The sequence below is a fragment of the Caballeronia temeraria genome (assembly GCF_001544795.2).
Taxonomy (GTDB): domain Bacteria; phylum Pseudomonadota; class Gammaproteobacteria; order Burkholderiales; family Burkholderiaceae; genus Caballeronia; species Caballeronia temeraria.
Window position 1 is genome coordinate 1 of the sequence record NZ_FCOI02000003.1, and the last position, 13,329, is coordinate 13,329.

11 protein-coding genes are annotated in these 13,329 nt (G+C 62.5%); 2 read left to right on the forward strand and 9 right to left on the reverse strand.

What is annotated here, in order from left to right; all coding sequences use genetic code 11:
- Window positions 1-79: 79 nt before the first annotated feature.
- Window positions 80-481, forward strand: coding sequence for a hemerythrin domain-containing protein (locus AWB76_RS04930; protein WP_341845280.1), 402 nt, complete (start codon window positions 80-82; stop codon window positions 479-481).
- Here AWB76_RS04930 and AWB76_RS04935 read toward each other — a convergent pair.
- The 3 genes from AWB76_RS04935 to AWB76_RS04945 all read right to left on the reverse strand — a co-directional run bounded on the left by AWB76_RS04935 (window position 423) and on the right by AWB76_RS04945 (window position 5,474).
- Window positions 423-2,774, reverse strand: a complete 2,352-nt coding sequence (locus AWB76_RS04935) for an FdhF/YdeP family oxidoreductase (protein ID WP_061159026.1) — start codon at window positions 2,772-2,774, stop codon at window positions 423-425. The two genes, AWB76_RS04930 and AWB76_RS04935, sit on opposite strands and share 59 nt — an antisense overlap.
- Before the next feature lie 72 nt (window positions 2,775-2,846).
- On the reverse strand, window positions 2,847-4,163 hold the full coding sequence (locus AWB76_RS04940; protein ID WP_061159027.1) for an MFS transporter: 1,317 nt from the start codon (window positions 4,161-4,163) through the stop codon (window positions 2,847-2,849).
- Between the two features lie 36 nt (window positions 4,164-4,199).
- Window positions 4,200-5,474, reverse strand: a complete 1,275-nt coding sequence (locus AWB76_RS04945; RefSeq protein WP_061159028.1) for a glucarate dehydratase family protein — start codon at window positions 5,472-5,474, stop codon at window positions 4,200-4,202.
- A gap of 155 nt (window positions 5,475-5,629) precedes the next feature.
- Between AWB76_RS04945 and AWB76_RS04950 the strand changes: the two genes are divergently transcribed.
- Window positions 5,630-6,325 (forward strand): GntR family transcriptional regulator, encoded by a 696-nt coding sequence (locus AWB76_RS04950; protein ID WP_061159029.1) that lies wholly within the window; start codon window positions 5,630-5,632, stop codon window positions 6,323-6,325.
- 4 nt (window positions 6,326-6,329) lie between these two features.
- On the opposite strand, the gene AWB76_RS04955 is transcribed toward AWB76_RS04950, so the two are convergent.
- The 6 genes from AWB76_RS04955 to AWB76_RS04980 all read right to left on the reverse strand — a co-directional run bounded on the left by AWB76_RS04955 (window position 6,330) and on the right by AWB76_RS04980 (window position 13,325).
- Window positions 6,330-7,586, reverse strand: coding sequence for an aromatic ring-hydroxylating oxygenase subunit alpha (locus AWB76_RS04955; RefSeq protein ID WP_061159030.1), 1,257 nt, complete (start codon window positions 7,584-7,586; stop codon window positions 6,330-6,332).
- A gap of 117 nt (window positions 7,587-7,703) precedes the next feature.
- Window positions 7,704-8,630 (reverse strand): LysR substrate-binding domain-containing protein, encoded by a 927-nt coding sequence (locus tag AWB76_RS04960; RefSeq protein WP_061159031.1) that lies wholly within the window; start codon window positions 8,628-8,630, stop codon window positions 7,704-7,706.
- Window positions 8,631-8,637: 7 nt separating this feature from the next.
- Window positions 8,638-9,639 carry a LysR family transcriptional regulator gene (locus AWB76_RS04965; RefSeq protein WP_061159032.1) on the reverse strand — a complete coding sequence of 334 codons (1,002 nt, stop codon included), beginning with the start codon at window positions 9,637-9,639 and terminating at the stop codon, window positions 8,638-8,640.
- Window positions 9,640-9,694: 55 nt separating this feature from the next.
- The gene (locus tag AWB76_RS04970) at window positions 9,695-10,465 is read right to left on the reverse strand and encodes a pyrroline-5-carboxylate reductase (RefSeq protein ID WP_061159033.1); all 771 of its coding nucleotides are present in this window, start codon (window positions 10,463-10,465) and stop codon (window positions 9,695-9,697) included.
- Window positions 10,466-10,482: 17 nt separating this feature from the next.
- Entirely contained in the window at window positions 10,483-11,976 is a 1,494-nt protein-coding gene (locus tag AWB76_RS04975; RefSeq protein WP_061159034.1) for an aldehyde dehydrogenase, read from the reverse strand.
- 17 nt (window positions 11,977-11,993) lie between these two features.
- Window positions 11,994-13,325, reverse strand: a complete 1,332-nt coding sequence (locus tag AWB76_RS04980) for an NAD(P)/FAD-dependent oxidoreductase (protein ID WP_061159035.1) — start codon at window positions 13,323-13,325, stop codon at window positions 11,994-11,996.
- Between the last annotated feature and the right edge of the window lie 4 nt (window positions 13,326-13,329).

The following is a 13,329-nucleotide window of genomic DNA, read 5'->3' on the forward strand; positions in this document are numbered from 1 at the left end:
CGCCTCAAGGGTTCGCTGCGCCGGGCTTACGCCCGCCCTCGACCCGCCAAACCACCCACTGAGAATTCAAAAGAGGCAGATTTTCTATCCGGCGTTGAGCATTGCAATGGCCGGCGATGAACGACTCGCGAAGAGCAAGCCCGAGCACGACACGATGAGAGAGGACATCGCGAAGCTGCGCTCGATGGGACCGCAGGATGCCGCTTACGACGCATGCTTCATGCAGCTCATGCGCGAAGTGATGCATCACATCGCAGATGAAGAGACCGTGCTGCTGCCGATCGCCGAGCGCGCGCTTGCATCGAAGTTGCCCGAGCTCGGCATGCGCATGACGAAGCGTCGCATGCAGCTCGTCGCGCGCAGTCGTCCATCGGCGATTGTCGCGAACACGGTCGGAACGTTTCCTTTGGCATCGCTTGCCGTCATGTCGCTCGGCGCAATGGCGATCGCGCACTGCTTGCGGCGTGCGGCGCGCCGTTGACTTCGACGATCGATACCGGAATCGACTTTGCGCTAGGCACTTTGCTTTCCTTCGCGTAATGCCATAACGGCAGCAGCGGATTGCACTCGGGGTAGTAACCGGCGATGCACCCTTGCGGTATGTCGTATGGATGAATGCGCAGGCCCGCGACGCGACGCTCGAAACCATCGTCGGAGAGGGTGCGCAACGTGATGCGATCGTCCGTCTTGAGACCGTGACGCGCCATGTCGGCCTCGCACATGAAGATCACCATCCGATCGCCGCTGACGCCGCGAAAACGGTCGTCGTGGCTATAAATGGTCGTGTTGAACTGACTGTCGCTGCGCAGTGTCATGAGGCGCAGCGCATCCGGCTCGCGCACGGGCATGTCCGGATCTTCGCCCAGCGTCTCCGGAACGGCGAATTCCGCCTTGCCGCTCTTCGTCTGCCACTTGCGCTCGCGCGCGGGCAGATCGCGCGGGAAGCCGCCGGGCGTCCACATCCGCTCGTTGAAGTCGTGGAAAGTCTCGGGATAGGTTTTCGCGATTTCATCGCGCACCAGCGCATAGTCATTGCGCCAGCGATCCCAGTCGACGGTCGATCGATCGCCGAGCGTATGCTTCGCCAGTTCCGCGACGATATACGGCTCCGAACGCGCATCGGGCGAAGCCGGTTCGGCCATGCCGCGCGAGCCGTGAATGCAGCCGGTGCTGTCTTCCATCGACACCGCCTGCGCGCCGCTCGCTTGCGTATCGATCTCGATGCGGCTCAGACACGGCAGAATGTACGACTTCTCGCCATGCACGAGATGACTGCGATTGAGCTTCGTCGCGACATTGACCGTGAGCTTGAGGCTGCGCCACGCCGGCTCGATCCGCATGCGGTCCGGCACAGAACGCACGAGATTGCCGCCGAGACTGATGACCGCGCTGACCTTGCCATCGAGCATCGCCTCGAATGTTTCGACGATGTTCATGCCTTTGTCACGCGGCGGCTCGAAGCTGAACTGGCTCGCGAGCTTGTCGAGCGGCGCGAGCTCCGGCTTCTCCGTGATGCCGACTGTGCGCTGCCCCTGCACGTTCGAATGCCCGCGGACCGGCGAAGGCCCCGCGCCCGGCTTGCCAATATTGCCGCGTAGAAAAAGCAGATTGCACAGCATGCGCACGTTCTGCACGCCCTGCCTGTGCTGCGTGATGCCCATGCCGTAGTGCGCCATCACCGCGTTCGCGCGGATGTATTCGCGAGCGGCGGCTTCGAGATCGGCGCGCGGCAATCCCGACACGCGCTCGATATCGTCCCACGATGCCGCGCGTGCGTAATCCGCAAAAGCATCGAACCCCACGGTATGCGTCTCGATGAAGTCGACATCGAGCACGCGCGGCTCGCCCTGTTCCTTCGCGCGATCATCGGCTTGAATGACGAGCTTGCAGATGCCGAGCAACGCGGCCGTATCGCCGCCCGTCTTCACTTGATGATATTGCGTGCTGATGAGCGTATGCGCGGGCGTCATCATCTCGAGCGGCGATTGCGGATTGGAGAACTTCAGCAAGCCCGGCTCGCGCAACGGATTGAACGTGATGATCGGCACGCCGCGCTTTCTCGCGTCCTGCAACTGATGCAGCATGCGCGGGCTATTGGTCCCGACGTTCTGTCCGAAGAAGAACATGAGGTCGGTCTTCTCGAAGTCGTCGAGCCTGACGGTGCCGACGCCCGCGCCGATCGCTTCCTTCAGTCCGACGCTCGTGCTCTCATGGCACATGTTCGAACTGTCGGGCAGATTGTTGGTGCCGTACATGCGCGCGAAAAGCTGGTACATGTACGACGTTTCCAGCGACGCTCTACCCGATGCGTAGAACGCGACGCGCTTCGGATCGAGCGCGCGCAATTCTCGGGCAATGTCTTCGAAGGCCTCCTGCCACGTGACACTCACGTACTTGTCCGTGGTTGCGTCGTAGCGCAGTGGCGCGGTGAGACGTCCCGCCTCTTCGAGGTCGTGGTCATGCCAGGCGCATAACTCCGTCACCGTGTGAAGCTCGAAGAATTGCGGCGTCATGCGCTTCGCGGTCAGGTCCCACGCGGTTGCCTTCGCGCCGCTCTCGCAGAACTCGAAGGTGTGCGGATCGGCGGGCTTCGCCCACGAGCAACTCACGCACGCGAAGCCGTCGGGCTTGTTCTGCTTGAGAAGAATGGCGCCGACCTTGAGCGGCACCTTCTCGTGAACGAGCGCGCCGGTGACGGCTCTCAGCGATCCCCATCCGCCTGACGAATACGGGTATGCGGCGTTCTTGCGAACACGATTGTCTGATTCGGCCATGTGCTTGCCTCCTGCGTTCTCGTGGTATTCGAGTAACGCACGAGCAAGCCTCGTTCCCTTTCTGCGAGCCTTCTACTTCTGCACGCGCGGATGCAGCGCCGCGACGCCATGCCCTTCGCGAGGCGCCATGCGTGCGAAGAACACGACGCCGGCAGCGAGCACGGACATCACCGCAAGCCCAGTCAGACCGCCCTGAATCGATCCCGTCTTCTGCTCGAGAAAGCCGAAGGCGGCCGGCGCGACAAAGCCGCCGAGATTGCCGATCGAATTGATCAGCGCAAGCACGGGTGCCGCGATGCGCGCATCGAGATAACCTTGCGGAATTGGCCAGAAGAGCGACGATGCCGCCTTGAAGCCGATCGCCGCAAAGCAGATCGCGATGAAGGAGAACGCAGGACTTCCCAGGCCCGCGGCATACATGCCCGCCGCTGCGATCAGCAACACGCACGCGACCCACGCCTGCTGAAACTTGAAGCGCGCCGCGAGCGCCGCGAACAGATACATCGCGACGATGGAGATGAGCCACGGAATCGAATTGAACAGTCCGACCTGGAAGTCGTTCAGATGCCCCATCTTACGGATGATGCTCGGCAGCCAGAACGTCGCGCCGTAGATCGTCAGCGACACCGAGAAATAGATCAGGCAAAAGATCAGGATCTGCGGATCGCGCATGAGACTCCACGACGACGGCTTGTTCACATGCGCGGCATCGCGGCGGCGCTGCTCGTCCTCGATCTCCGTGACGATCGCATCCTGCTCGGCAGGCGTGAGCCATTTTGCATCGCGTGGCTTCGAATCGAGCCAGAACCACACGAAGCCCGCGAGCACCACTGACGCCATGCCTTCGATGATGAACATCCACTGCCAGCCGTGCAGGCCCGCGCCTTCGATCAGCATCAGCCCGCCCGAGATCGGGCCGGAGAACACCGATGCAAGCGCCGAGCCGCTCAGAAAAACGGCCATCGCCTTGCCGCGTTCATCGCGCGGCAGCCATTGTGTGAAATAGAACACGACGCCCGGAAAGAAGCCCGCTTCGGCCGCGCCGAGCAGGAGACGCATCGCATAGAACGAGGTTTCGCCCTTCACGAAGGCCATGCCCACGGCCGCCAGTCCCCACGTGATCATGATGCGCGTGAGCCACGCCTTCGCGCCGAAGCGCTGCATCAGCATGTTCGACGGCACTTCGAACACGGCATAGCTCACGAAGAACAGACCCGCGCCGAGCCCATAAGCCGCAGCGCCGATGCCGAGATCCGCGCTCAGATGCTGACGCACGAAACCGATGTTCACCCGGTCGATGTAATTGACGATGAACATGACGACGAAAAGCGGCAGCACATGCCACTTGATCTTGCGAACGGCGCTCGACAGCACGCTGGAACTGCTCATGAAGTGTCTCCTTGATGCGCGCATTTTTGTAATGGCTTAGAAGCGCGGATTCTTGCCGGTAAAGTCCGGCTGATATTTGCGCATTTGCGAGAGGTCGTCGCGATTGCGCACGCCGCACGTCTTGTACTGCTCGTGCAGTTCAGCGAGCTTCTCGCGATCGAGCTCGACGCCGAGGCCGGGCGTCGTCGGCACGCGCACCGATCCATTGTCGAACTTCACGCGGCCGCCCTTGATGACTTCCTCTTCCTGCCACGGGTAATGCGTGTCGCACGCATACGTGAGGTTCGGCACGCTTGCGGCGACATGCGTCATCGCCATCAGGCTGATGCCAAGGTGCGAATTCGAATGCATCGACATGCCGAAGCCCCAGAGCTTGGCCATGCGCGCGAGCGTCTGTGTAGCGCGCAAGCCGCCCCAGTAATGGTGATCGGAGAGCAGCACCTTGATCGAACCCATGTTGCAGCCGCGGCGGAAGTCGTCCATCGTCGTGATGACCATGTTGGTCGCGAGCGGCAGCTTCGTGTGCTTCTGCAGTTCGGCCATGCCTTCGAGACCAGGACACGGGTCTTCGTAGTATTCGAGGATTTCGTCGAGCTGGGGCGCGGCCTTGATGCTGGTTTCGAGCGTCCAGTTCGCGTTCGGATCGAGACGCAACGGCATGCCGGGAAACGCCTTCGCGAGCGCCTGCATGCACGCGATTTCATGCGCCGGTTCGAACACGCCGCCCTTCAGCTTGATGCTTTGGAAACCGTACAGGTCGATCATGCGCTGCGCCTGCGCGACGATCTGCTCCGGGCTGATGCCCTCGCCCCACGCATCGGGCGCGTAAGGCTTCTCGACGTGCTCCGCATACTTGAAGAACAGATACGCGCTGTACGGCACGGCGTCGCGCACCTTGCCGCCCAGCAGATCGACGACCGGCGCGCCGACGATCTGGCCTTGCAGATCGAGCATCGCCACTTCGAGCGTGCTGATGACCTTCGGCGCATTTTTCGCGGCATGCGAGCCGGGCGCGAGTTCGAATTCCACTGCGCCGGGCGTCGCCTTGATCGTCGCGCGCACGCGTTCTTCCATCTGATTCAGATCGAACGGCGAAAGGCCGATCACGAGGTCCTTGGACTGATCGAGCACGCGCAGCATCGGCTCGTCGCCATAGGTTTCGGAGATGCCGACACGTCCGTCGCTCGTCTCCAGTTCGACGATGGCGCGCAACGCCCACGGCTCGTGGATACCCGCGGCGTTGAGCAACGGGCCGTCGCGGAAGGCGATCGGCGTGATTCGAACCTGAGTGATGGCGATATCGCGGGTCATGTCGGACGTTCCGGAAATTAATGGAATAGCCGAATCGTAAAGCACTAATGTATTAGTGTGTCAGTCGGGTTAACGCCGATCCGCGCAAACCTTACCGGCCGGTCGTCGGCGCGGCTATAGTACTAATGTTTCAGTGGCTTTCCTCCCGATCCGACATGAATAATTCCGCTTCCGTCCATCGACTCGACCGCTCTCGCCACGCCGCGCCGCAAGTCTTTGAGCGGCTGCGCGAAATGATTCTGTCGCTCGAACTGGCGCCGGGCACGGTGCTATCGCGCACCGAACTCGCGACGCGTTTCGGCCTGAGCCAGACGCCCGTGCGCGACGCGCTGATGAAGCTCGGCGAGGAAGGACTCGTCGATATTTTTCCGCAGCACGCGACGGTCGTAAGCCAGATCAGCGTGGCATCGGCGCTGCAGGCGCACTTTCTGCGCCGCTCGATCGAACTCGAAGTCGTGCGCACGCTCGCGCGCGAACACAAGCCGTCGCTGGTGGCGCGGCTGCGCGCGACGATCGCGGAGCAGATGGAATGGCTGGAGCCGACGGATGTCGAGCAGTTCTCCGCGCTCGATCAGACGTTTCATCGGCAGATGTATGAGGCTGCGGGCGTGCCGCAACTGTGGGATCTGGTGCGCAGACTGAGCGGCCATATCGACCGGTTGCGGCGGCTGCATCTTCCGGTCGAGGGCAAGACGATGGCCGTGGTGCGCGATCACACGGAAATCGTCGATGCCATCGAAAAAGGCGATCCCGATGCCGCCGATGCCGCGTTGCGCAAGCATCTGTCGGGCACGCTCAGTCAGGTGGACGAGATTCGCACGCGCCACCCGACCTTCGTCACGGATCACTGAGCGCTCAAACCCCGTGCGCGCTCAGGCGCGCCGAATACCAGCGCGAGAACTGCTCCACATAGCTTTCGGTGAACGGCGAGAACACGGCCGGCCGATACGCCGGATCCTGCGTGCCTTCATGCGTGATTTCGACGAGATGCTTGTCCTGCGCGTTCGTCGCGACCCACACTTCGGTCAGATCCTGAATCTGATAGTCGACGCCTTCGACCGCATCGGCATGCACGAGCCATTTCGAGCGCACGAGCGTTTTATCCGGCGCGAGCGGAATGATGTACGAGACCACGGCATGGTCGCTCATCACGTGCGTCCATGAGTTGTGCGTCCAGAGATGCGTGTCGCCGAGATCGCGCCGCTGCAGATTGCCGAGCAGCTTCTGACTCGCGACCTGCGTGCTGATGGTCTGCGATTCGCCGTGCCCCGCGATCACGAGCTGCTGCGTTCTGAATTGCGTGACGGCATCTTCTTCCAGCCACTCGACGGTCGCGCTCGTGAAGCCGTCGTTCTCCCAGCTTGCCTGACACGCTGCGTTCCGTTTTTTATAGTCTTCGATCTCGCGCAGCGATTCTTCGCTGAGGTTCTCGGGACAGAAACCGAAATCCTCGGGCAAAAACGACGCCGTCAGTTCCGGATGCGTCGCGGCGCAGTGATAGCACTCGCGATTATTCTCGATCACGAGCTTCCAGTTGCCGTTCTCGATAATTTCCGACTCGAACGCGATCTTCGTGTTTTGCAGGTCATAGGGCGCGAAACGCGGCGCCATCGTGTCTTCGAGTTTCGCGATGTCCACCGGCGGCTCGTCGGCGAGACACACGAAAATATGCGTGCCGACGATGCGCGTATGCACCGGCAGCAGGCTTCTGCACTTCGCGTCGAAATCCTTGCCCATGTGCGCGGCGTGGCGCAGGCTGCCGTCGAGATCGTAGGTCCACTGGTGATACGGGCACACCAGCATGCCGACGGTCGATTTCCCCGGCTCCTTCAGGCGCGCGCCGCGATGCCGGCAGACGTTGCGATAGGTGCGGATGTTCTCGTCGTCGTCGCGAACGATGATGATCGAAGCCCGGCCGATATCGACGGTCGAGACATCGCCCGGCTCGGGCACGTCCGCTGTCACGCCGACCAGAATCCAGTGCTTCTGGAAAAAAACCTCGACGTCCTTCTCGAACACGTCCTGCCGCCCGAACAGCTCGCCGGGCAATCCGTGGCCGGGCTCGCGGCTGCGGATCAGTTCGCCATGAGTCTTGATCTGCACTTCGGACATCGTCGCTCTCCAACATTCAGGGGTATCGGGACTTCGATGGTCCCGGCATGTGCTGAGTATTGGATCGCGGAAAAATAGCGTCAATGCGCTTTATTTTCGGCGTCGCATGACTTTTGTTTATGCGAGCGCGCCCTCGCGCAGCCACTCGATCAGACCGCCGATGACGGGCGTAAAGGCGCGGCCATGCGGCACCACGGCGAAGTACGAATCGGTCGGCTTGAAGGAGCCCACTTGCAGCCTGACGAGCTCGCCGCTATCGATAAAATCCTGAACGAGCCGGCCCCAGCCGAGCGCAACGCCCTGACCGTAACGCGCCGCCTGGATCGCGTCGGTGTAGAGGCTGCACCGCAGCGCGAAATTCAGGCGCATCGGCCGGCAGCCGAGGGCGTGGAACCACTCTTCCCAGCCCATCCAGCCTTCGGACGTCGAATCCGATTCGACGAGCACCGCGCCCGCCAGCTCGTCGAGCGAAGCCGGCGCGGGCTGCTTCTCGAGCCACGAGGGCGAGCAGACCGGAAACACCTCTTCGTCGAACAGCAGCGTCGCCGTGCCGTCCGGCCACAGACCGTTGCCGAAGCGCACGGCGACGTCGATTTCCTTGTGCCGCAGATCCGCCGTGAACATCTGCGTGGACAGGCGCAGTTGCAGATCGGGCTGCACGGCCTTGAGCGATGCGAGCCGCGGCAGCAGACGAAAATGCGAGAACGCGGACGTCGCCGCGAGCACGAGTTCCTGCTGCACGGGGCCGCGCGCGAGGCGATCGAACACGCTTGCGATTTTTTGCATCGATTCCGCGACGACGCGATACAGCGCCTCGCCTTCGCCGGTCAGTTCGATCGCGCGGTGCAGGCGGTGAAAAAGCCGCGTGCCGAGCGTCTCTTCGAGAAAACGCACCTGGCGGCTCACGGCGGCCTGCGTGACGCCCAGTTCATGCGCCGCGAGCGTGAAGCTGCCGAGCCGCGCGACGGCTTCGAACTCGACCAGCGCGGTCACGGACGGAATCAGCCGCCTATACCCCTTCGTCTTTTCCATTGCCGGTTTCATGCGGCGCTCACAGAACGGCTTTCGATTCGGCCGCGGGCCATCCCTGCATCATCGTTCCGATTTCCTCGTCGAGCCATTGGCGAAACTGGATGTATTCCGGCCGCGCCTTCGCGTTGCGATGCGTGATCAGATAGTGATGACGATCCTGGAACACGAGCGCATCGTCCACGGGGCGAACCAGTTTTTTCTGTTCCACCTGACGATGCACGAGATGATGCCAGCCGAGCAAGGTGCCCTCGCCCGCTTCGGCCTGCGCGACGAGCAGGCGATAGTCGTTGCTCTCCAGATCGTCGTGCTGATCGAGCCGCTCGGAGCCGTCGCCCTGCTGATACCAGTTTTTCCAGACGCGCCAGTCGACGTGCTCGCACACTTGCGCGCGCCCGAGCAGAGAAAGACTCAGTGTGGGATGTGCGAGCAGATCGAGCGGCTTCAGCGTGCGCCCATGAAAATAGCGCTCATAAAACGGAACGCTGCATACCGGATAAACGATGTCGTGAAAGAGCGGCTCGACTTCGTATTCCGCTTCGCGCGGCGGATTCTTCGTGATGATGACATCGGGCTCCATGAGGTCGTCGAGCTCCATGAAGTGCTCGGTCACCATCACATGCAGGCGGATGTTCGGAAAGCGCTGCCGGAACGCGGGCAGCCGAAGCGAAAGCCAGAGCGCCGAAAACGTATGAGAGATACAGAGCGTGAGCGCATGTCGATCGACGCGCCGCACCGCCTGCGCCGCCTCCGCGATGTTCATGATCGACAGATACGACGCGTTGTAGAGAATGCGCCCCGCGTCCGTCAGCGCGATGTGTCTGCCGGTGCGCTCGAAGAGCGCGACTTCGAGCGTGTCTTCAAGCTCCTTGATCTGCCGGCTCACGGCCGCCTGCGTGACGCACAGCACTTCCGCGGCTTGCGTGAAGCTTTCGTAACGCGCCGCGGTGACGAAGCACCGAAGCGCGCGCAGCGACGGCATCTGGGCGAGAAGCCTGTCCGCGAACTGCTGTTTCTTCTGCATGTGACTCACCTTCCAGGGGCTCGCGATTGTCGCTTGTTCTCTTTGTCCCGCACGTTCATTCGCGCCCTTGCACGCGGCGCATGATCGCGTCGAGCGCCTCGGCATAGTGCGCGTAGGTGCCCCGCTCAGACAGCTCGCGATTGAGTTGCTCGTTGAGGCCGCCGGGCGTGCTCACGCGCCCGATCATCGACGAAAAAGGCTGCGTATCGAGCGTCGTTTCATGAGCGAGGCCCACATGATAGCCCGACAAAAACGAACGCGCGGACGCATACGGCACGCCCTGCCGCGCGAGCCACGACGCCTGTTCTTCGAGCAGCGCGAAGTAGGCGGCCATCGTCGCGGTGGCGGCGCTCAATGCGTTGAACTGATGCTCGTCGTCGACTTCGACCGCTTCGCCGAGCGGCGCGAAGAGCGCGCGTGCGATGTCGTCGCGCGGGCAAATCGCCGTGCTGCCTTTGCCCACCGCCACCGCCGGCAAAGGTATCGTGCGCACGACGCCAGCCGAACGGCGCACGAGCGCGCGGATCTCATCGCGCGATTTCGCCGCGATGAAGCTGATGACGTGATGCCGTGCATCGAAGGTCAGTTCGCCCAGCACGTCCGCCGCGATCTGCGGCAAGACCGCGAGACACACGACATCCGATGCATCGAGCACGTGCTGATTGCTTTCGCAAACCTCGATGCGTGCATCGAGCTTCGCAAGCCGCGCCGCCGTTTGCGCGCTGCGCGGCGACAGCGCGACGCGCTCGAAGGGAACATGGAAACGAATCATGCCGGTCACGACCGCCTCCGTGATCGTGCCGGTACCAATGAAGCCAATGCGCATAACGCCTCGTCTGATGGTCAGTCGAGCTTCAGCCAGGTCGTCTTCAGCTCGCAGTATTGATCGTGCGCGTAGACCGACTTGTCGCGTCCGCCGAAGCCGGACTGCTTGAAGCCGCCGAACGGCGTCGAGAGATCGCCCTCGCCGAAGCAGTTCACCGTCACGGTGCCTGCGCGGATGCGTGCCGCGATCTTGTGCGCCTGATTCACGTTATCGGTCCACAGCGATGCCGCGAGTCCGTAGCACGTATCGTTTGCGATGCGCACGGCCTCGTCCACGTCAGCATATTCGATAAAGCAGACGACCGGGCCGAAGACCTCGTCGCGCGCGATGCTCATCTCGGGCGTCACATTGTCGAAGATGGTCGGCTCGACGAACCAGCCGCCCGTTTCCGTCAACACCGCGTTGCCGCCGCACGCGACGCGCGCGCCTTCGGCCTTCGCCTTCTCGATATGCCCGAGCACCTTGCGGTAATGCGCTTCTTCGATGAGCGAGCCGAGCTTGACATCGGGATCGAGCGGATCGCCCGTTTTCCAGCCTTCGAGCACGGCCTGCACCTTTTGCAGCAGTTCGGCCTTGTGGCTCGAATGCACCAGAATGCGCGATCCGGCGCTGCAGTTCTCGCCCATGTTCCAGAACGCGGCGGCAACGGCCTGCTCGGCAACGGCATCGAGATTGGCGACATCGGGCAACACCACTTGCGGATTCTTGCCGCCGCATTCGAGCACGACGCGCTTCATATTCGTATCGGCGGAATAACGCAGGAAGCGCTTGCCGGTTTCGGTGGAACCCGTGAACGCGATGAGATCGACGTCCGCATGCGTGCCGAGCGCCTGCCCCGCGCTCTCGCCGAAGCCCGTCACGACGCTGAACACGCCGGGCGGCACGCCCGCTTCGAGCGCGAGATCGGCGATACGCAGCGTCGACAGCGACGTCTGTTCCGCAGGCTTGACGATGACGCTATTGCCTACCGACAGCGCCGGCCCGATCTTCCACGCCAGCATCAGCGCCGGAAAATTCCACGGCAGCACCGCGCCGACGACGCCAATCGGCTCGCGCGTGATCATGCTCACGACGCTCGAACCCGATGGCGAGAGCGCGTCGTAACGCTTGTCGGTGACTTCGGCATGCCAGCGAATGCAAGCCGCCGATTCGGGAATGTCGAGCCCCATGCACTCGCTGATCGGCTTGCCTGCTTCGAGCGCTTCGAGCAAAGCTAGCTCTTCGGCGTTGTCGTCGATGAGTTGCGCGAGGCGTTGCAGGACCGCCTTTCTCTGCGAGGGCGCCGCCTTCGACCATACGCCCGATTCGAACGCATCGCGCGCCGCAATGACAGCGCGATCGATGTCCTTCGCATCGCACTTCGCGATCTCCGCGAGCACCTTGCCCGTCGATGGATTCAGCGTGCCGAACGTTTCATTCGATGCCGCATTGCACCGTGCTCCCGCGATGAACGCGCGGCCATCGAGCGACAAGTGTTCGGCCTGGCGTTTCCATTCCTGATGCGTCGTCATGTCATGTCCTCACAGATTCAAAGTTCGGCGCCTGCCGAGAATTCCTTCATCCAGATTGCCGCCGATACCGCGACGTCCGCGATCGGCCGTATCGGCAACGAGCGCGGATGCGGTTGTTTCAGCAGTTGATCGATCAGACCGTTTGATTGCCCGAGCGCATGTTCGGCGATGAGCTTGCCCGCCGCCGATCCACGGCTCAAGCCGAGCCCATTGCAGCCGACCGCTTCGTACACGCCGTCGTCACGTTGACCGAAGAGCGCGCCATTGTTCGCCGACAGGCACAACGCGCCGCCCCACGTGTATTGCAGTTCGACGTCCTTGAGCATCGGAAAACGTCGATCGAACGAACGTTGATGCAGATGCTTCGCCTTCATCAGATCATGTTCCGATACCGACAGATTCGGCCGGAACGCGAAATGGTTGCGCACGCAAATGCGATTGGTCGCGAGGCGCCGCACGGTCGTGCCCATCGGGTCTGCGGGAATCAGCGCCCAGGCGTTCGTTCCGCCGAGTATCGCGATCTCGTCACCGGTCATCACGCGCGACATCGACGCGAACGTATAGACCGGCAGCAAGCCGTTCGGATGACCGCCAAACGTCGCCGCATAAGCATTGGTGCACAGCACGACACGCTTCGCTTCGATCCTGCCATTCGCGAACGTCAGCAGCTTCGTCTGCCCGCGCGTTTCCATGCCTTTTACCGCGCTCATCTCGAAGACCGTCACGTTCGACGGCTGCGTCGCCGCGAGGCCGCGCATCAGCGCCGCAGGCTGGACCGTGCTGCATCCCGGCGTGAAAAGCGCGCTCTGATAGAAGCGCGTGCCCGTTACCTTCGCGATGGCGGCTTCGTCGAGCCACTCACATGGTTCGTCGATGCGCGCGAGTCCATCCGCGAAGTGCGTCAGCGCCGTGTGGCCTTTCTTGTTCACCGATGCGTGATACTTGCCATCGTCGCGCCAGTCGCAATCGATGCCGTGCCGCTTCACTGTATCGCGCACATAGCCGATGCCGTGTCGTTGCAGGCGCACGTCCGCCTTGTCGGCCTCGACACTGCGCGAGTAACTTTCACTGCTGATGTCATGCGGCAGATCGACGAAGAAGCCGGAGTTGCGCCCCGCCGTCGAGCGCCCGATGCGATCGGCCTCGACGAGCGCGATCGATGCATCCGGCGCAAGTTCGGCGAGCCGCCGCGCCGCGCACAAACCGGTGATGCCGCCGCCGACCACCACGTAGTCGCAGCGCTGTTCGCCCGTCACGCTCTTCGCGGGCGCGGCTGGCGGAAGACTCTCCCACCAGCCGTTGACGCCATCAGGTGCGGGAAAACGCACGAAGTCCAGTTTCGAGGCCATTCAC